The organism is Paraburkholderia sp. SIMBA_027 (genome assembly GCF_046535315.1).
Lineage (GTDB): Bacteria > Pseudomonadota > Gammaproteobacteria > Burkholderiales > Burkholderiaceae > Paraburkholderia > Paraburkholderia tropica.
Genome location: NZ_JAWRWY010000028.1, coordinates 1 through 18,849 on the forward strand (window position 1 = coordinate 1; position 18,849 = coordinate 18,849).

Annotated in this window: 18 protein-coding genes and 1 tRNA gene; 8 read left to right on the forward strand and 11 right to left on the reverse strand. The window is 64.8% G+C overall.

The genetic code is table 11. The features are described 5' to 3' along the window. Nucleotides 1–138 precede the first annotated feature (138 nt). Nucleotides 139–312, reverse strand: coding sequence for a hypothetical protein (locus SB764_RS35130; RefSeq protein WP_167371432.1), 174 nt, complete (start codon nt 310–312; stop codon nt 139–141). A 140-nt stretch (nt 313–452) separates the two neighbouring features. Here SB764_RS35130 and SB764_RS35135 point away from each other — a divergent pair, with 140 nt between their 5' ends. Then, on the forward strand, nt 453–620 hold the full coding sequence (locus SB764_RS35135; RefSeq protein ID WP_167371431.1) for a hypothetical protein: 168 nt from the start codon (nt 453–455) through the stop codon (nt 618–620). Nucleotides 621–705: 85 nt separating this feature from the next. Here SB764_RS35135 and SB764_RS35140 read toward each other — a convergent pair whose 3' ends face one another. From SB764_RS35140 to SB764_RS35160, 5 genes are all read right to left on the reverse strand, one after another. Then, complete coding sequence (locus SB764_RS35140; RefSeq protein WP_074987465.1) at nt 706–2,052, reverse strand: MATE family efflux transporter; 1,347 nt, start codon at nt 2,050–2,052, stop codon at nt 706–708. Beyond that, nucleotides 2,049–2,360, reverse strand: a complete 312-nt coding sequence (locus SB764_RS35145; RefSeq protein ID WP_065057929.1) for a DUF2288 domain-containing protein — start codon at nt 2,358–2,360, stop codon at nt 2,049–2,051. The genes SB764_RS35140 and SB764_RS35145 overlap by 4 nt, the downstream gene beginning before the upstream one ends. Before the next feature lie 763 nt (nt 2,361–3,123). Beyond that, nucleotides 3,124–3,831 (reverse strand): peptidoglycan DD-metalloendopeptidase family protein, encoded by a 708-nt coding sequence (locus SB764_RS35150; protein WP_318298082.1) that lies wholly within the window; start codon nt 3,829–3,831, stop codon nt 3,124–3,126. A 123-nt stretch (nt 3,832–3,954) separates the two neighbouring features. Continuing rightward, nucleotides 3,955–4,866: an aldose epimerase gene (locus tag SB764_RS35155; protein WP_321893487.1), complete on the reverse strand. Its 912-nt coding sequence runs from the start codon at nt 4,864–4,866 to the stop codon at nt 3,955–3,957. Nucleotides 4,867–5,249: 383 nt separating this feature from the next. Continuing rightward, complete coding sequence (locus tag SB764_RS35160; RefSeq protein WP_321893489.1) at nt 5,250–5,444, reverse strand: hypothetical protein; 195 nt, start codon at nt 5,442–5,444, stop codon at nt 5,250–5,252. Between the two features lie 25 nt (nt 5,445–5,469). Between SB764_RS35160 and SB764_RS35165 the strand changes: the two genes are divergently transcribed. Next, nucleotides 5,470–6,300 carry an undecaprenyl-diphosphate phosphatase gene (locus SB764_RS35165; protein WP_065057932.1) on the forward strand — a complete coding sequence of 277 codons (831 nt, stop codon included), beginning with the start codon at nt 5,470–5,472 and terminating at the stop codon, nt 6,298–6,300. Between the two features lie 104 nt (nt 6,301–6,404). Then, nucleotides 6,405–6,481 (forward strand) — tRNA-Arg (locus SB764_RS35170). 82 nt (nt 6,482–6,563) lie between these two features. On the opposite strand, the gene SB764_RS35175 is transcribed toward SB764_RS35170, so the two are convergent. Together SB764_RS35175 and SB764_RS35180 are read right to left on the reverse strand one after the other, a co-directional pair. Continuing rightward, nucleotides 6,564–6,974: a PH domain-containing protein gene (locus SB764_RS35175; RefSeq protein ID WP_161495543.1), complete on the reverse strand. Its 411-nt coding sequence runs from the start codon at nt 6,972–6,974 to the stop codon at nt 6,564–6,566. A gap of 301 nt (nt 6,975–7,275) precedes the next feature. Then, complete coding sequence (locus SB764_RS35180) at nt 7,276–8,856, reverse strand: acid phosphatase (protein WP_410866183.1); 1,581 nt, start codon at nt 8,854–8,856, stop codon at nt 7,276–7,278. A gap of 315 nt (nt 8,857–9,171) precedes the next feature. On the opposite strand from SB764_RS35180, the gene SB764_RS35185 reads away from it, so the two are divergent. Further along, a complete protein-coding gene (locus SB764_RS35185; protein WP_410866184.1) occupies nt 9,172–10,650 on the forward strand; it encodes a cytochrome-c peroxidase in 1,479 nt (492 codons plus the stop codon). Between the two features lie 27 nt (nt 10,651–10,677). On the opposite strand, the gene SB764_RS35190 is transcribed toward SB764_RS35185, so the two are convergent. Continuing rightward, nucleotides 10,678–10,923, reverse strand: coding sequence for a hypothetical protein (locus SB764_RS35190; protein ID WP_065065898.1), 246 nt, complete (start codon nt 10,921–10,923; stop codon nt 10,678–10,680). 194 nt (nt 10,924–11,117) lie between these two features. Between SB764_RS35190 and SB764_RS35195 the strand changes: the two genes are divergently transcribed. Together SB764_RS35195 and SB764_RS35200 are read left to right on the forward strand one after the other, a co-directional pair. Continuing rightward, nucleotides 11,118–11,504 (forward strand): hypothetical protein, encoded by a 387-nt coding sequence (locus tag SB764_RS35195; protein WP_110329559.1) that lies wholly within the window; start codon nt 11,118–11,120, stop codon nt 11,502–11,504. Between the two features lie 7 nt (nt 11,505–11,511). Next, a complete protein-coding gene (locus SB764_RS35200) occupies nt 11,512–11,970 on the forward strand; it encodes an NUDIX hydrolase (protein ID WP_183717365.1) in 459 nt (152 codons plus the stop codon). Between the two features lie 95 nt (nt 11,971–12,065). Here the strand turns inward: SB764_RS35200 and SB764_RS35205 are convergent, their stop codons facing one another. Further along, on the reverse strand, nt 12,066–13,784 hold the full coding sequence (locus SB764_RS35205) for a glutamine--tRNA ligase/YqeY domain fusion protein (RefSeq protein WP_065065896.1): 1,719 nt from the start codon (nt 13,782–13,784) through the stop codon (nt 12,066–12,068). A gap of 165 nt (nt 13,785–13,949) precedes the next feature. Between SB764_RS35205 and SB764_RS35210 the strand changes: the two genes are divergently transcribed. Continuing rightward, complete coding sequence (locus SB764_RS35210) at nt 13,950–14,528, forward strand: RBBP9/YdeN family alpha/beta hydrolase (RefSeq protein ID WP_110329557.1); 579 nt, start codon at nt 13,950–13,952, stop codon at nt 14,526–14,528. A gap of 73 nt (nt 14,529–14,601) precedes the next feature. On the opposite strand, the gene SB764_RS35215 is transcribed toward SB764_RS35210, so the two are convergent. Continuing rightward, the gene (locus SB764_RS35215; RefSeq protein ID WP_065065894.1) at nt 14,602–15,822 is read right to left on the reverse strand and encodes a CaiB/BaiF CoA transferase family protein; all 1,221 of its coding nucleotides are present in this window, start codon (nt 15,820–15,822) and stop codon (nt 14,602–14,604) included. A 363-nt stretch (nt 15,823–16,185) separates the two neighbouring features. Between SB764_RS35215 and alaS the strand changes: the two genes are divergently transcribed. Beyond that, nucleotides 16,186–18,810 (forward strand): alanine--tRNA ligase, encoded by a 2,625-nt coding sequence (gene alaS, locus SB764_RS35220; RefSeq protein WP_065065893.1) that lies wholly within the window; start codon nt 16,186–16,188, stop codon nt 18,808–18,810. Nucleotides 18,811–18,849 lie beyond the last annotated feature (39 nt).

The following is an 18,849-nucleotide window of genomic DNA, read 5'->3' on the forward strand; positions in this document are numbered from 1 at the left end:
GCTAGTGACTAACGTGCTCGGCTAGCTCACGGTAGCGCGAATAGCAAACCGCTCCCCGCAGCTGCTATCGAGCAGCCGCAGAATAGACGCAACGTCCGTCTGACCACAACCAGGGGCCGCAATGGCCCCCGCCTCAGCTCAATGTCTGCGGCGCACGCGCTCGAGCACGTGATGCTCGGCGAGCCAGTGGTGCATCATGCCTTCCCCGTTGTGTTCCTTCCGGTAAGCGCGCGATTCGAAAATCGATAGCCCCAAAAGAACGAGCAGGCCGACAGCAAGGCCAGCGAGCCCAGCGATGGTTTCGGTATCCATGGCAGCCTCCTTGGGTTGCAGCCATATCACCATCTTAGGACAGAGGCGGCCAGGAAAAAATGATGGTGTTTGCGAACCGGCGCGTCACGCGCGCAGCCTGTACACTGCTGCGCGGCAACATTTTTTTGGGATTTAAATCGATGTCACGTGTCTGGCTGGCCATCGCAATGGCCGCACTGCTTTCGGCTTGCGCCGACAATTCGGCGAGCAAGCATCATGGTCCGCCGCCTCACGATCCCGCCGACTATCACGGCGTACCGACCGACGACCGGCCGCCCGTGATGATCGAAACGCCGCCCGCGCAGTAATCGGCCCCGAGCAGGCAGAGCAGCGAAGCAGCAGAGCAGGGGAAGAGGACGATGAAGCCGCGCGCCTCAAGGAGCCTTGAGGCGCTCAGCGAGCCATCGCAGGCTGAATCGCTCCCGTAATGCGCGGGAGGAGCGGATAGAGTGTCAGACCGCGCGCCGCCATGAAGATCAGCAGCGCGGCCCAGAGCCCGTGGTTGCCGAACGGCGCAACGAGCGCCCACGAAGCGGCGAGAAACACCAGCAACGAAATCGCCATCGCCTGCATGAGCTCGCGTGTGCGCGTGGCGCCGATGAAGACGCCGTCGAGCAGGAAGCCCCACACAGAGATAATCGGCGAGAGTGCTGCCCACGGCAGGAAAGCCCGGGCCGCGGCGCGGACCGTCGACTGATCGGTGAGCTTGTCGATGATCCAGCCGCCGGCGCCCCAATAGACTACCGAGAATCCGAGCGCGCCGAGCGCCGCCCAGAACAGGTTCACCTTGACGGCTTGGCGGAACGCATGGCGGTCGCGCGCGCCGATCGCTGCGCCGACCAGCGCCTCACTCGCGTGAGCGAATCCGTCGAGCCCATACGCCATGAAGGTCTGAAAGTTCAGCAGCAGCGCGTTGGCGGCGAGGATCGCGTCGCCCTGCCGCGCGCCCAGGTGGGCGAACCAGCCGAACGAACCGAGCAGACATATCGTCCGCAAAAAGATGTCGCGATTGATCGCGACTAGCCGTTTGAGCGCGGCCGGTTCGACGGCGGCGCGCCAGTCGAGCGGCGTGAGCCCGCGCGGGCGCAGATGCCAGAGCACTGCCGCGCCGAAAAAGAAACCAACTGTGTCGGCGGTCGCGGTCGCCGCGCCGATGCCGGCGATACCCCAGCCGAAGCCGTAGACGTAAGCCAGCACGGCCACAATATTGACGGCGTTGATCAGCACTTGCGAGACCAGCGCGATACGCACGCGTTGCATCCCCAACAGGTAGCCGAGGACGACGTAGTTCGCCAGCGCGAACGGCGCCGAGCCAATGCGCGCGTGGCTATACACGGTGGCGTTGCGCTGCACCGCGTCGCTGCCGCCGATCAGCGCGAGCGCGTAATGGATCAGCGGCGTCTGCACGAGCAGGATGAACGCGCCGATGCCGAACGCCAGCACTAACGCGCGTACGACATTCACGCGCAATGCCGCCTGGTCGCCGGCGCCGTGCGCCTGCGCGATCAGTCCGGTCGTGCCCATGCGCAGGAAACCAAAGCCCCAGAAGACGAAATTGAAGAAGAGGCCGCCGAGCGCGACGCCGCCCAGATCGGCGGCGCGGCCCAAATGCCCGGCGACGGCCGTGTCGACGGCGCCGAGAATCGGCTGGGTGAGATTGGCGAGGACGATCGGAAACGCGAGCGTCAACACGCGCCGATGCCAGTCGCCCCGCGAAGGCAGGGAGGCGCCGTCGCTCAACTGCGCTCCTGCACGCAGACCCACGGCGAGACGACCACCGCCCACAATTCCGGCTTGCGATCGGCGAAATCGGCGGCCGTCTCGGCTTGCATGCGCTGCACGAGACCCGACGAGAGCCACTGCGTCACGCGCGTGCCGTCGTCGCTTGCGATCGCTTCGGCGACGCTCACGAGGTCGAGGTCGCGCGCCACCGAAAGCAGCTTGCCTTGGGCGAAGAAACGCTCGAGATCCTGCCAGTCGATCTTGGCGGTCTCTCCGAGCAACTTGGCGTAGAGGGGGCTGGGCGTGGCGTTGTCGTTTTGGGTCATGATCGTGAGAATCGATTGCGGCCGATACTATAAACGATAGACGGCGAGGCGGTCTGGCGCTTCCGAACTGCGACGCTCAGGCGTGCAATCCCGCTTGCGCTGACGTGCGCATTTCGTCTGATAAAAAGTCGGTAAATTAACGATTAACGCTTTATTCGATCGGCGCGAACTGAAGGATATGAAGAAGCGCGGATTAATCGGACGAAAGGCAAATTGGCAATGCCCGTAAAACGTGATCGCCGTGAGCCGATTGGAAAACGGAGTCGGGTGTTCCAAAAAACCAACTTCGGCGAATAATTGCATTCCTTTGTGCGTTGGACCACTTAATGACTATCGGTGGCGCGCGGGTCGAAACTGCTCGCTGCGGTGCAGTGAAGGCAGTCCGTTCCGTCACTCGCGCGCTATTGATCAGTCTGTCGCAAAGTCCCGCCGCAAAAGGCTTTTCGGCGAAACGGCCGCGCAATCGTGCGCGCGCTGCAACGCGCATTTTTATGCGTGTAAGGCGGCGCTTTACAACATCGTTTCACCAGGGAAAGTCCGGGCGACACATAATCCGTGCGCCGCGACACATATTCGATCTAATTAAGTGATTGCGCGGGCAGGGTCGCGTTGATAGATTGCCATTCGGCGCATGGTAAACCGGTCCTTTGCCGATATGCGCCAAACCCCCGTTAGCCCGGCGCCACGCCGGGCTTTTTTTGTGCGTTCTATTTCATTCGCCGCGAGCGTTAATCGAGTAAAACGACGCGGCGAATGAGAACGTTCAGCGCGGCGGCAGATCGCGTGCCGGGTCGATCGAGCGCCCCTGGTAACGGAGTTCGAAATGGAGCATCACGCGGTCGTTATCCGAATCGCCCATCGCGGCAATCTTCTGTCCTTGCGCAACCGACTCGCCTTCCTTTACGAATAGCGCCTGATTGTGCGCATACGCGGTGAGGTAATCGCCGCCATGTTTGATGATGAGCAGGTTGCCGTAGCCACGCAGGCCGTTGCCCGCGTACACGACGGTGCCGGGCGCGGCGGCGACGATCGGCGTGCCGGGAGCATTCACGATGTCGATGCCTTTCGAGTTGCGGCCGTCGAAGTTGCGGACCACCTGGCCGGCGGTCGGCCAGATCAGCGAAATGGACGAGACGGGTGCGGGCGCCGGACCCGAGCTGTCGGGCGCCGACTCGCGAGGCGCGGCAGCCGTGGCGCGCGGCGTGGTGCGCTCCGCGCCCGCCGCGGAACCGGCCGGCGGCGCGACGCGCAACACCTGGCCGACTTCGATCGCATCGGGGTTCGACAGATTGTTCCAGCGAACGATGTTCGACACCGATTGCCGATTGCCGCGCGCGATCTTGCTGACCGTGTCGCCGCGTTCCACGCGGTAGAAACCCGGGCCGACCGGTGCCGAGCCGCAGGCGGCGAGCAGCGCGACGAGCGCCGCGCACGCGAGTTGTCTGAATCCTCGTCTAAATCGTTGTGCCAATGTTGAACCTCGCAGGACGCCGTCGCGCGGTTCGACCGGAAGGCGAAACGCGGCGGCAAAACGTCTGATTTTAACGGTTTTGCCGCCGCGCCAGCGCCTTTCAAGCCGGCGGGAACGGATGCGTCAGACGAGCGCTTCGACGTGCAGACGCAGCGTCGCGGTTTCGGTCGCGCCCGGCGCGAGCCAGCGCAGACCGAGCCCGTTGTGGATCGCGTCGGGCAGACCGAGCCACGGTTCGACGCAATAGAAGTCCGAATCGGCGGCTTCCGTCCACGTCGTCACCGCGTACCACGGCAGCGAATCGGGACGGTCGAGATCGATCGTGACCGCGCGCCGCAGGCCCGGCGTGACGAGGCGCACCGGGACCGACGGCGGCGTCGGTTCGAGCACGTGAAAGCGGTCGATGATGCCGGCGTCGTCGAGACGATAGAGCGTCTCGCCGCGCTCCGGCGCGCTGATCGAACCGTCGGGCGACTGGTGACGGCGCACCGCCAGCGGCATCTCGAGCGTGCTTTCAGCGCGCTGCGCGTGCGGCAGCGCAAAGTAAAAGTGATGGCCCGCGTACCAGGGCAGCGGCGCGTCGCCGGTATTGGCGACGGTCAGCGACACGTCGAGCGTGTGATCGTCGGCGAGACGGTAAGCGGCCTCGAAGCGAAAGCCGAACGGATAGCCCGCGCGCGTCGCCGCCGAGTCGTCGAGCGTCATGCTCACGCCACGCCCGTCGTCGTCCACCTGGGCGGCAAACGGCAGGTCGCGAGCGAAACCGTGCATCGGCAGATCGCGCACGACGCCGTCGGCGTCACGCCAGCGGCCGATCTGGCCATCGACGAAATGGCGCCCAAGAAATGGAAACAGCAACGGATTGCCGCCGCGTATGCGCGCGGGCTGCTCCCAGTTCGCGTTGTCGGGCCAGCGGATGACCGCTTCGCCGCCGACGTGCCACGAGAGCAGGCGGCCGCCGGCCCACGGTGCGAAGCGCAGCGTGGAGACGCCGCTGTTGAGTTCGAGAAGGTCCTGCGGAGGGCGTATTTCCATGGCCTGTCACTGAGTCGAGGGGAAGGAAAGGCCGCGCCGGAGCGGCGGCGGGCCGCGATTGCACGATTCTGGCGCAATTCTGGTCCGAGTCGCGCGGGTGCGCCGGATTGTGCGCCGCTTTCAGATGCGTGAAAACCCTCGTCGGGAAATCGTGGGTGTTGTGCAAGGCTGGCCGCCGCCATAATCGGCCTGAATGAATGTGCGATTTCGCACACTGCACGAGTGAAGGAGGGCGCGGAAAATGGATATCGCAATGGCCATGAGCATGGGATTGTTCAGCCTGTTCGTCGGGAGCAGCGCGTACTTCTTCTACAAGATGGCGCGCTAAGCGAAAAAACGCGCAAGCAGCGAGCCGTACACCGCGTGTGGCTTGCAGTTATCTTTCATTCTGGCTGGCGTTTGCCGGCTTGTTCCTTTCTGAATGGCGCGCGCTCGCTGCGCCTTCTGTCCATATCGCCGCTATTTTGTTGCGACGCGGTAACTTTTCCGACAAATGAGTCTTGAAGCTTGGCGCTGCAATTCGGGCCAGGCATAATCGGTGCGCTTTGCCGCACTGTCCCCGCGATGGTCGGCGCCATGTCCAACCATTCCGAGGATCCGCGCGTGAGTCTCTCGTTTCTTTTCTTCCTGAGCGTGCTGCAAGGCGTCACCGAACTGTTCCCGGTCAGCAGCCTCGGTCACACGCTGCTTGTGCCGGCGCTGTTCGGCATGCATATCGACAAACACGCTCCGCAACTGTTGCCGTTTCTCGTCGCGCTGCATCTCGGCACGGCGATCGCGCTGCTCTGGTATTTCCGTGCGCGTTGGGTCGCGCTGATCAGCGGTTTCTTCGCTTCGCTCGGCGGCCGCAAGAACGACGACGGTCACATGATGTGGGCGCTGATCATCGGCACGATTCCGACCGGCATCGTCGGTCTGGTACTCGAAAAGCGCATCGAGGCGATCTTTCACGACCTGCGCATCGTCGCCGCCGCGCTGATGGTGAACGGCGTGCTGCTGTGGCTCGGTGACCGTCTCCAGCAGGCGCGCGCGCATCGCGCGCCCGAAAAGCTCACGTTTCGCCAGGCGTTCCTGGTCGGTCTTGCGCAGATCGGCGCGCTGATTCCGGGTTTCTCGCGCAGCGGTTTGACGATGATCGCCGGTAACGCAGCGGGTCTCACGACCGAGAAGGCCGCGGAGTTCTCATTCCTGCTCGGCACGCCGATCATCTTCGCGGCGGGCGTGCTCGAACTGCCGAAGCTGTTCCATGCGCGCGACCAACTGACGACGGCGCTCGTCGGCGGCGTGCTGACCGGCATCGCCGCGTGGCTGAGCGTGAAGTTCCTGATGCGCTATTTCGAGGGCCGCGGCCGTCTGGCGTCGTTCGGCCTGTACTGCGTGATCGCGGGCGCGATTTTCCTCGGCTGGTTCGTGATGCATCCGCAACCCGCTTGATGGCGAGCTGTGGGCGGGACGTCCGGCGCGAGGCGAACGCGGTATAATCCACGCCCGTCTTCGGCCGCGCCCCGCGTTGGGCCGAAAATGCGCAGATTTTCCACGCGACAGTAGCTCAGCTGGATAGAGCATCGGCCTTCTAAGCCGAGGGTCGGGGGTTCGAGCCCCTCCTGTCGCGCCAAACAAAAAAAGCCCGCAATTTGCGGGCTTTTTGCCATTTATCTGCGATCACCATCGCGCGCGCCTCAACGAAAAGACGCCCCTCAAGCCGCCAGCTTCATCTGCGCGACGATCACCTCGCGCAACCTCGCGAGCCGCTCACGAAGTACGAAGGGTTGATCGATACTCGCGATCCTGAGCGCCGGCGCACTCGCGCGTCCGATCACAATCGTGCCGAAGTCGAACAACGCGCCCACCGGTCCTTGACGCACATGCACGCGGCGCACATCGCCCAGCTCGAACGCGACACGGCGATGACGCACGATGCCGAAGGTCGCGATCACGCGCTTTCTCGTCAGCGCGAGTTGCGTCGTCAGCAGCAGGGCGATTGCGAACGCGAACAACAACACGCCCGCGCCAAACAACATCGCCGCCGAAAACATCGCGTCGCCGAGACAGCCCACCAGCACGCCCCAGATCATCAACACGATGCCGAACGTGATCCACGGGCTCATGGCCCACATGCTGAGATGGCCCTCATAAACGACCCGCTCTCCGGGAGGCAGCACCGATTCGACGCGCACCATGTTTGATCTCCATTAAATATTGCCTAGTCAACTAATAACAGACTAGTGGATATGATGGAGTCGTGACTGTGGTCAAAAGTCGCGTTAGAAATGCTGCTCAAAACGCCAATAAATCGCGCTGTGTCAAAAAATAGCGGGCAGCCACATGGCTGCCCGCGAAGAAAGCTGGACACCCTGATGTCCAGCGATCGATGGCCGTTGTCGATCAGCGCATCAACGTCTCAAAACATCAGAGCTTCAGGTCGAGCGCGTTGGTCAAATCGCCCATCGCCTGGCCGCCGTTGCTCTTGAGCGCGGCGTCGCGCGTGGTGATGCCTTGCAGCGTCGGCAGCGAGAAGCGGCGCGTGATCAGGCGCAGGATCGACGTCGTGTCGTACTGCGTATGGTCGACGTAACCCTTCTTCGCGTAAGGCGAAATGACGAGCGCCGGAATGCGCGAGCCCGGACCCCAGCGGTCGCCCTTCGGTGGTGCCACGTGATCCCAGAAGCCGCCGTTTTCGTCGTAGGTCACCACGACAACCATGTCCTTCCACTGCGGGCTCTTCTGCAGATGCGAAATCACGTCGGCGATGTGCTGGTCGCCGCTCGCCACGTCGGTGTAGCCCGCGTGCTCGTTCAGGTTGCCCTGCGGCTTGTAGAACGACACTGAGGGCAGCGTGCCCGCGTCGATCGCCTTGATGAACTCGCTGCCGTCCATGCCGCCGTCGAGCAGGTGAGCCGCGCGCGCGGCGGTGCCCGGCGCGTAGTTCGAGAAGTAGTTGAACGGCTGATGGTGCGGCTGGAAGTTCGGCGCCGTCATGTTCGCGCCGTAGATCACGTTCGAGGTGCTGTTCTGCACCGCGCTCACGGCCGCGCCCCATGCGCCGCCGTACCACGCCCACGTGACGTTCGCGTTCGAGAGCAGGTCGCCGATGTTCTGCGCCGACTGCGGCGGCATCGTCGAGGCGTTGTTCGGATCGGCGAGATTCGCGTCGCCGCCCGAGGCGGCCGTATTGCCGCTTGGCTGATACGGCGGCTGCATCGTGTTGACGGCGTAGAAGTCGGGCGTCAGGTTGCCCGACTTCACGAACTTCGGCACGCCGGTGAGCGCCGAGGCCGGCGAGTTCGAAGCGAGCGTGAGCGACACGCCGTCGGCGTTGACGCTGGAAATGGTCGGCTGGGCGGTGGCCGTCGCGGCGTTCGCGTAGTACGGCGTGCACGCGCAGATCAACCATTGGTGGTTCAGGAACGAGCCGCCGAACGCGCCCATGAAGAAGTTGTCGGCGAGCGTGTATTGCTGCGCGATCTTCCAGAGCGGCAGTTTTTCGGTGCTGGTCGTGTAGTGGCCCATCACCAGGCCGCCCGAGTCGGCCCACGCGGCGAACATGTCGTTCTTGCCGCCGTGGATCTGCATCTGGTTTTCGTAGAAGCGGTGATAGAGGTCGCGCGTCGTCGTCGAGAGCGGGACGTTGAAGCCGTTCGGATCGTCGATGGCGAAGGGCGCGTTCGCCATGTTTTCGGTCATCGCCGCGGTAACGACGGGCGTCACGCCCGTTTGCGTCAGGCCGTTCCAGACCGTCGGCAGCGTGGCGAGCACCGAGCCGTCGCGATCGAGCTGCTGCGCGCTCGCGGCCGTGACGTTCTGCAGGCCGTTGGCGCCGGGGAAGTTGCCGTACAGGTTGTCGAAGCTGCGGTTTTCCGCATAGATCACGACGATGTTCTTCACCGACGACAGGCCCGGCTTGCTGTCATTGCCGCCGCAGGCCGCGACGGCCAATGCCGCCGCCGCTGCTGCGATCGGCGTCGCATAGAACCATTTTCTGTTGAACATTTTTTCTCTCTCGCGTTGGGGGCGCCGGGCGGCGAGCGCGGGAGTGACACCGGCCGTCGGGCGAGGCGCAGTGTCTCAGCGAAATTTGACAGCTATATGTAAATAATTACATTTAGCTTTTCTTATCCCTCGATTTGCGTAACGCGCAAATTACACGGCGTCATTGGAATGTCATGAGCCTGACATACGCTTTCGCGACTTCGATGCGTTGCCTGCTGGATGCATCGGTTTTCGCGGCAGCGCGGTGCGCGGGTTCGACGGACCGGACCTGAGCGTACTTTCGCGCGCGCCGCACACCAGTTCGGGGATCAGTTTATGTGGCATCGTTCGGCGCGACGTGCGGCGCTTGAGGGCAGTCTTTCCAACACGCATTCGCAGACTTGCGCGCGCAGGCCGCGCGGTGTTGGCCACGGCCGTTTGCTGATCGCGGCCGCGTTGCTGTCGATGCTGGCGGCCTGCGACGGCGGCACGCAGGACGCGTCGGCCAGGGTGGAAAACGGCACGCAAAACGGCGCGAGCGCACAGGACGCGCAAGCCCGATCGAAGGCCAACGCACCGGTCAACGGCGCGAAGCTGATCAAGATTTCCGCATCGACGGCCGCGACGCCGACAGCCCAGCTGACAGCCCAGCCGACAACTCAACCGCACGCCCAGTCGCGCGCCGAGGTCTACGCGCAGGTGCGCCGCATGACGGCGCTCGGCAAGCAGATGTTCTTCGACCCGTCGCTGTCGGGCTCGGGCAAGATGTCGTGCGCGACCTGCCACAGCCCGAATCACGCGTTCACGCCGGCCAATGCGCTCGACGTGCAGATCGGCGGCGCCGACATGCATCGTCAGGGTATGCGCGCCGTGCCCACGCTCAAGTATCTGCAATCGGTGCCCGCGTTTGCCGAGCACTATCACGATTCCGACGACGAAGGCGACGAGAGCGTCGACGCGGGCCCGACCGGCGGCCTCACGTGGGACGGTCGCGTCGATCATGGCGGCGACCAGGCGCGCATTCCGCTGCTGTCGTCGTTCGAGATGGCGAGCACGCCCGCGAAGGTGACGGCGGCGGTGCGTGCGGCGCCGTACGCCAACGCGTTTCGCGAGGCCTTCGGCGAGCACGTTTTCGACGACGACAACGCCACCTTCCAGGCCGTGCTGAAGTCGCTCGAAACCTTCGAGCAGGCGCCCGAGGTGTTCTATCCGTACACCAGCAAGTACGACGCGTATCTCGCGGGCAAGACCGCGCTCAGCGCCGCCGAATTGCGCGGCCTGCAACTGTTCAACGACGAGAAGAAGGGCAATTGCGCGAGCTGCCACATCAGCCAGCGCGCCAAGGACGGCGCGCCGCCACAGTTCAGCGACTTCGGCCTGATTGCGATCGGCGTGCCGCGCAATCGCACGCTCGCCGTCAATCGCGATCCGCGTTTCTTCGATCTCGGCGCGTGCGGGCCCGAGCGCACGGATCTCGATCATCGCGCCGAATTCTGCGGCCTGTTCCGCACGCCGACGCTGCGCAACGTCGCGCTCAAGAAGACGTTCTTCCACAACGGCGTCTATCACTCGCTCGAAGACGTGCTGCGCTTCTACGCGCGGCGCGACACGAATCCGCAGGAGTTCTATCCGGTGGTGAAGGGCAAGGTGAAGAAGTTCGACGATCTGCCGCAGCAATACTGGGCGAACCTGAACACGGAGCCGCCGTTCGACCGCAAGCCCGGCGATGCGCCGGTGTTTTCCGACGCGGAGATCAAGGATGTGATGGCGTTTCTCGACACGCTCACCGACGGCTGGCAGCCCCCGGCGCACTGAGCGCGCGCATGTAAGCGTGCGTTCCGTTCAGGACGACACGATCAGCAGGCAGGTCGCCGTGAGCATCACGAACGACACCAGCAGGCAGATGAAGCCGCCGCGCACCGCGAACTCCGGCCAGGCCGGCGCCTGATCGACGACGCCGAAGCTCAGGTCCGCCATGGCCGGATCGGTGCACGGCGCCTTTGAATGGTGGGCGAGCACCGCCATCAGGCCGATGCACAGCAACGCCAGGACGACGGCGAACAGGCTGAGCGCGGCGGCGTAAGTCATGACAGAAAAATCCTTGTATCACGTCAGTGGATGACAGAGGAATCGTAGAGCCGGGGCAGGCAGGCAGCTATCGGACCAATCCGAAAAACCGTGGGGCAGACTGACGTGGAGCGTCGGACGAAAACAGGGCCCGTGCTATCCTTTTTGAGATCCAACGATTGCCCTACAAGATCGCTCTACAAGGAGAACATTCGATGTCGAAGTCGCCCCGAGTTCTGTCAGGTATTGCCGCCGTGTTGCTGCTCGCGTTCGGCGCGAGCGCGCAGGCGGCCAATCTGGGTTTTCTGCATGACACGCCCGCGTCGTGGATGAAGCAGGCGGACTACGACTCCCTCACGCACGCCGTGCGCGACGCGGTCGCCAACAAGGCGGACGGCGAGTCGTCGACCTGGAACAACGACGGCCTGCGCAACAGCGTCAAGATCGACGCCACCATCACGCCCACCAAGACGGAAAAGGACGGCAACAAGACGTGCCGCGACACGGACGTCGTCGTCAACGCGAAGGGCCAGACGATGACGCTGCATCCGCAGTTCTGCCGCGAAGGCGAGGGTCAGTGGGTCTACCAGAAGCGGCACTGAGCGCGTGGTGAACGGCAAGACCGTGTCGTGCGGCATCGTGCTGCTCGACCCCGAGGGGCGCGTGCTGCTCGCGCACGCGACCGGCACCGACCATTGGGACATTCCGAAGGGACAAGGCGAGACGGGCGAAACCGAGGTGCAGAGCGCGCGGCGCGAGATGGTCGAAGAGACCGGTATCGACGTGAGCGCCGCGCGGCTCGTCGATCTCGGGCGTTTCGCGTATCGGCGCGACAAGGATCTGCATCTGTTCGCGGCGCGCGCGCTGGCGAGCGAGAGCGATCTGTCGCGCTGCGTGTGCGTGTCGATGTTTCCGCGCCGCCACGACGGCGCGATGATTCCCGAGATGGACGCCTGGCGCTGGGTCGCGCCCGCCGACGTCGCTCAGTACGCGAGCCGCAGTCTCACGCGCCTGTTCAACACGGCGCTGTCGCTGACGGAGCTACATCGGCGGATCGAAACGGCCTGAGCCGGCCTGAGCGCATCGCCCGCCGTCGCCATAAAAAAAAGCCCGCACGGCAAACGTGCGGGCTTTTTCATTCGCGCGATGCTGCGCCGGCGGCCTTACTTGCCCCAGCTGTCGCGCAGACCGACGATGCGGTTGAACACCGGCGCGCCCGGCTTCGAGTCGTAGCGGTCGGCGACAAAGTAGCCGTGACGCTCGAACTGGAAGCGGTCTTCCGGCGCCGCGTTGCGCGCGCCCGGCTCGACGAACGCCTGGACGACGCGCTTCGAGTCCGGATTCAGCGCTTCGAGGAAGTCGCGGCCGCCCGCGTCCGGCTGTTCTTCGCGGAACAGGCGGTCGTAGAGGCGCACTTCGGCCGGCACGGCGTTGTCGGCGCTGATGAACTGGATCGTGCCCTTGACCTTGTAGTTGCTCGAGCCTTCGGTGCCCGACTTGCTGTCCGGGAAGTAGTTGCAATGCACGGCGACGATGTTGCCGTCGGCATCCTTCTCCGCGCCCGTGCATTCCACGACGAAGCCGTACTTCAGGCGCACCTTGTTGCCCGGGAACAGGCGGAAATAGCCCTTGGGCGGCGTTTCCTGGAAGTCCTCGCGCTCGATCCACAGTTCACGCGAGAACGTGAATTCGCGGACGCCGCGCTCCGGATGATGCGGATGCACCGGCGCGCTGCACTGCTCCGACTGACCTTCGGGATAGTTGTCGACGATCAGCTTGAGCGGATCGAGCACGGCCGTCGCGCGCGGCGCCTTGTCGTCGAGGTCGTCGCGCAGCGCGCCTTCGAACACGCTCATGTCGATCCACGAATCGACCTTGGTCACGCCGATACGCTCGCAGAACAGCTGGATCGCTTCGGGCGTGAAGCCGCGGCGGCGCACGCCGACGATGGTCGGCATACGCGGATCGTCCCAGCCGTCCACGTGGTTTTCGGTCACGAGTTGCAGCAGCTTGCGCTTGCTGGTGATCGCGTACGTGAGGTTCAGGCGCGAAAACTCGATCTGTTGCGGCAGCGGACGCGTGAACACGCCGGCGTCGGCCAGTTCGTTGAGCACCCAGTCGTAGAGCGGACGGTGATCTTCGAATTCGAGCGTGCACAGCGAATGCGTGATGCCCTCGAGCGCGTCCGAAATGCAGTGCGTGTAGTCGTACATCGGATACACGCACCACTTGTCGCCCGTGCGGTAGTGATGCGCGAAGCGGATGCGGTAGATGACCGGGTCGCGCATGTTGAAGTTCGGCGACGCCATGTCGATCTTCGCGCGCAGCACGTGCGCGCCTTCCTCGAACTCGCCGGCCTTCATGCGGCGGAACAGGTCGAGGTTTTCGTCGACGGAGCGCTCGCGGAACGGCGAGTTCTTGCCCGCTTCCGTGGCCGAGCCGCGGTTCGCGCGCATCTCTTCCGGCGTCTGGCTGTCGACGTACGCCTTGCCGCGCTGGATCAGCAGCTCGGCAAATTCGTAGAGCTTGTCGTAGTAGTCGCTCGCGTAGAAGAGGTACTCGTGGTCTTCCTTCTTCCAGTCGAAGCCGAGCCACGTGACCGCGTCGATTATCGAGTTGACGTATTCGACGCTTTCCTTTTCCGGATTGGTGTCGTCGAAGCGCAGGTGACAGACGCCGCCGTAGCGCTGCGCCACGCCGAAGTTCAGGCAGATGCTCTTCGCGTGGCCGATGTGCAGATAGCCGTTCGGCTCCGGCGGGAAGCGCGTTTCCACGCGCTGCGCCCACTTGCCCGAGCGGTTGTCGTCGTCGATGATGTTGCGGATGAAATTGGATGCCGCAGGCGCGTCCGTGCGGTCGGCGTCTTTACGTTCGGTATTCATGCGAAAAGGGAAGTCGTTCGAGGGCGCGCCGCACATCGCACTGCACGTTGCAGGCCAACGTTGCAAGCCGGGCGCCCGGTGGTGCCTTCCATTCTACCTGACGCGCCCCACCGTGCCAGCCCTGGCGCCGGAGCGGGGCGCACAACGCCGCGAAGCAAGGAAAAAATGACGACGATCGACACACGGGTGCGGGTTTTGCCGGGCTACATGAACTCGGGGCCGGGTCACTGGCAGACGCGCTGGGAGACCGCACACGCGGGCTTCGCGCGCGTGGCGATGCCCGACTGGCTGCATCCGGACTGCGCGGCGTGGTGCCGTGCACTGGAGGCGGCGCTGGCGGCCGAACCGCAGCGCGACGGTGAGCGTGAAGGCGAGGGCGGCGTGCTGCTGGCGGCGCACAGCCTCGGCTGCCTGACGGTGGCGCACTGGGCGGCGCGTTTTTCGAGCGCGGCGACGCGCGCGAAGGTCGCGGGCGCGCTGCTGGTGGCGCCGCCGGACCCGCATGGCCCCGAATTTCCGCGCGACGCGAGCGGCTTCGATCCGGTGCCGCTGGCGGCGCTGCCGTTCCCGAGTGTCGTGGTCGCGAGCAGCGACGATCCGTACGGCGGGCTGGATTTCGCGCAACGCTGTGCGCAGGGCTGGGGCAGCCGCTGGGAGGCGATCGGCGCGCGCGGGCACATCAACGCCGAAAGCGGCCTTGGCGACTGGCCGCAGGGCTTTGAATGGCTGATGTCGATGGGTTGATGTCGATGGCGCTAAACGAAATCCGGCGGCGCGCGAAGCGAAGTCCGCTCGCCGCCGGCGCGCCGCCAAGGCGTCAAAGCACGCCTTTTGCGCGCAATGCCTCGATCTGCTCGTCGCCGTAACCGAGCACGCCGCGCAGCACGTCGGCCGTGTGCTCGCCGAGCGTCGGCGGATGGCTCGCCACCACAGGCGGCGTCTCGCTCATCCGGATGGGATTGCGCACGAGCCGCGCCATGCCGCCCGTCGGGTGCGGCACGTCCACCTGCAGGCCGCGCGCGATCACCTGCTCGTTCTCGAACACTTCGCCCAGATCGTTGATCGGCCCGCACGGCACGCCCGCGGCTTCGAGCGAGCCGATCCAGTCGGCCTTGCTGCGCGTGCGGATGAGGTCGGCGACGATCGGCACCAGCGTGTCGCGATGGCGCACGCGCTCCGGATTGGTCGCGAAACGCGCGTCGTCGGCGAGATCGGCGCGGCCCGCGACTTCGACGAACTTGCGGAACTGCCCGTCGTTGCCCACGGCGAGAATGATCCAGCTATCGCTCGTCTGGAAGGCCTGATAGGGCACGATGTTCGGATGCGCATTGCCCCAGCGCACAGGCGGCTTGCCGCTCGCGAGGTAGTTCGTGTTCATGTTCGCGAGCATGGCGACCTGCACGTCGAGCAGCGCCATGTCGATGTACTGGCCCGCGCCCGTGCGGTCGCGGTGCGCGAGCGCCGTGAGCACGGCGATGGTCGAGTACATGCCGGTCATGAGGTCGGCGATCGCCACGCCGGCCTTCTGCGGGCCGCCGCCCGGCAGGCCGTCGCGCTCGCCCGTGATGCTCATGAAGCCGCCCATGCCCTGCACGATGAAGTCGTAGCCCGCGCGCGGCGCATACGGGCCGGTCTGACCGAAGCCCGTCACCGAGCAATAGACGATGTCCGGCTTCACTTCGCGCAGCGAGTCGTAGTCGAGCCCGTACTTCTTCAGCTGCCCGACCTTGTAGTTCTCCAGCACGACGTCGCTCTGCGCGGCCAGCTCGCGCACGATGCGTTGACCTTCCGGCGTGGCGATATCGACGGTCACCGAGCGCTTGTTGCGGTTCGGCGCGAGATAGTAGGCGGCCTCGGCGGTGTCCTCGCCGTCGGGCGTTTTGAGATACGGAGGCCCCCAGTGGCGCGTGTCGTCGCCGGCGCCCGGACGCTCGACCTTGATCACGTCGGCGCCGAAATCGGCGAGAGTCTGCGCGCACCACGGTCCGGCGAGAACGCGGGTGAGATCGAGTACGCGGATATGGCTGAGAGCGCCCATGCTGTATGTCTTCCAATATCGTTTTGAGGCGGGCCGTCGAGGCGGCCGTTGCGTCCATATTAAGCGATTCGCGCTCTGCACGGCTTATTTCGGTACAAAGTTTCGCTTGGCGGAACAAATTGCCGCGCGACAGCGCTCGCCCGACGCCCCGCGCGCAACGAATCGTCAAGCGCGTGCACACGCCGCCGCATACGGCGTGGCAGCGATGCACGCCGGTCCGCGGACGCCGCCGCGCGCGTGCGTCGATCCCGTATAATCGTTCGATTCAGCATCGAGGAGACCGCGCACGCGCAAGCTGCGGCCCGTGTTTTCGAGATCAAACAAGATTCAGCACAGACGCCCCGAAGGTAAATACAGCACGCCATGAAAGCCTCCGAAATCCGCGAGAAATTCCTCAAGTTCTTCGAGTCGAAGGGCCACACGATCGTGCGCTCGTCGAGCCTCGTGCCGGGCAACGACCCGACCTTGCTCTTTACCAACTCGGGCATGGTGCAGTTCAAGGACGTGTTCCTCGGCGCCGAATCGCGTCCGTACTCGCGCGCGACCACTGCGCAGCGCAGCGTGCGCGCGGGCGGCAAGCACAACGACCTCGAAAACGTCGGCTACACGGCGCGCCACCACACGTTCTTCGAGATGCTCGGCAACTTCTCGTTCGGCGACTACTTCAAGCGCGACGCGATCCACTACTGCTGGGAACTGCTGACGAAGGTCTACAGCCTGCCGGCGGACAAGCTCACGGTCACGGTCTACAAGGAAGACGACGAAGCCTTCGACATCTGGGCGAAGGAAATCGGCGTGCCGGTCGAGCGCATCATCCGCATCGGCGACAACAAGGGCGCGCGCTACGCGTCGGACAACTTCTGGCAGATGGCCGACACCGGCCCGTGCGGCCCGTGCTCGGAAGTGTTCTACGACCACGGTCCGGACGTCTGGGGCGGCCCGCCGGGATCGCCTGAGGAAGACGGCGACCGCTTCATCGAGATCTGGAATCTCGTGTTCATGCAGTTCAACCGCGACGCGCAGGGCAACATGACGCCGCTGCCCAAGCAGTGTGTCGACACCGGCATGGGTCTCGAACGTCTGGCCGCCGTGCTCCAGCACGTGCACAGCAACTACGAGATCGACCTGTTCCAGAACCTGATCAAGGCCGCCGCGCGCGAAACCGGCATCAGCGACCTCACGAACAACTCGCTGAAGGTGATCGCCGACCACATCCGCGCATGCTCGTTCCTGATCGTCGACGGCGTGATTCCGGGCAACGAAGGCCGCGGCTACGTGCTGCGCCGCATCGTGCGCCGCGCGATCCGCCACGGCTACAAGCTCGGCAAGAAGGGTTCGTTCTTCCACAAGCTGGTGAACGATCTGGTCGTCGAAATGGGCGCGGCCTATCCGGAACTGACCGAAGCGCAACAGCGCGTGACGGATGTGCTCCGCCAGGAAGAAGAACGCTTCTTCGAGACCATCGAGCACGGTATGTCGATCCTCGACGGCGCGCTGGCCGACCTCGAAGCGAAGGGCGGCAAGACGCTCGACGGCGAACTCGCGTTCAAGCTGCACGATACCTACGGCTTCCCGCTCGACCTCACGGCGGACGTCTGCCGCGAGCGCAACGTCACGGTCGACGAACCGGCGTTCGACGAAGCCATGGCGCGCCAGCGCGAGCAGGCGCGCGCCGCGGGCAAGTTCAAGATGGCGCAGGGTCTCGAATACTCGGGCGCCAAGACCACGTTCCACGGTTACGAAGAGATCGCGTTCGACGACGCCAAGGTCGTCGCGCTGTATGTCGACGGCTCGTCGGTCAACGAAGTGAAGACCGGTCAGGACGCCGTGGTCGTGCTCGACCACACGCCGTTCTACGCGGAATCGGGCGGCCAGGTCGGCGACCAGGGCGTGATCTCGAACGCGAGCATCCGCTTCGCCGTCGCCGACACGCTCAAGGTGCAGGCCGACGTCTCGGGCCACCACGGCACGCTGGAGCAGGGCACGCTGAAGGTCGGCGACGTCGTGAAGGCGGAAATCGACGCCGTGCGTCGCGCCCGCACGGCCCGCAACCACTCGGCCACGCACTTGATGCACAAGGCGCTGCGCGAAGTGCTGGGCGCGCACGTGCAACAGAAGGGCTCGCTCGTCGACGCCGATAAAACGCGCTTCGACTTCGCCCACAACGCACCGATGACCGACGACGAAATCCGTCGCGTCGAGCAGATCGTCAACGCGGAAGTGCTCGCGAACGCGCCCGGCATCGTGCGCGTGATGTCCTACGACGAAGCGGTCAAGGGCGGCGCGATGGCGCTGTTCGGCGAAAAGTACGGCGACGAAGTGCGCGTGCTCGACCTCGGCTTCTCGCGCGAACTCTGCGGCGGCACGCACGTGACGCGCAGCGGCGACATCGGCCTGTTCAAGATCGTGGTGGAAGGCGGCGTTGCGGCGGGCATCCGCCGCGTGGAAGCGATCACCGGCGACAACGCCGTGCGCTTCGTGCAGGACCTCGACGCGCGCATCAACGCGGCGGCGGCGGTGCTCAAGGCGCAACCGGCCGAACTCACGCAGCGCATCGTGCAGGTGCAGGATCAGGTGAAGTCGCTCGAAAAGGAACTGGGCGCGCTCAAGTCGAAGCTGGCGTCGAGCCAGGGCGACGAACTCGCGGGCCAGGCGATCGACGTGAACGGCGTGCACGTGCTCGCCGCCACGCTCGAAGGCGCGGACTCGAAGACGCTGCGCGAAACGGTGGACAAGCTCAAGGACAAGCTCAAGAGCGCGGCCATCGTGCTGGCGGCCGTCGAAGGCGGCAAGGTCAGCCTGATCGCGGGCGTGACCGCCGAGGCCAGCAAGAAGGTCAAGGCCGGCGAACTCGTGAACTTCGTCGCCCAGCAGGTGGGCGGCAAGGGCGGCGGCCGTCCGGACATGGCGCAGGCGGGCGGCACCGAGCCGGCGAACCTGCCGGCAGCGCTCGCGGGCGTGAAGGGCTGGGTCGAAGCGAAGCTGTAATCGCGCAGATTCGCCGATGAAAAAAGGGCTGTCCGCAAG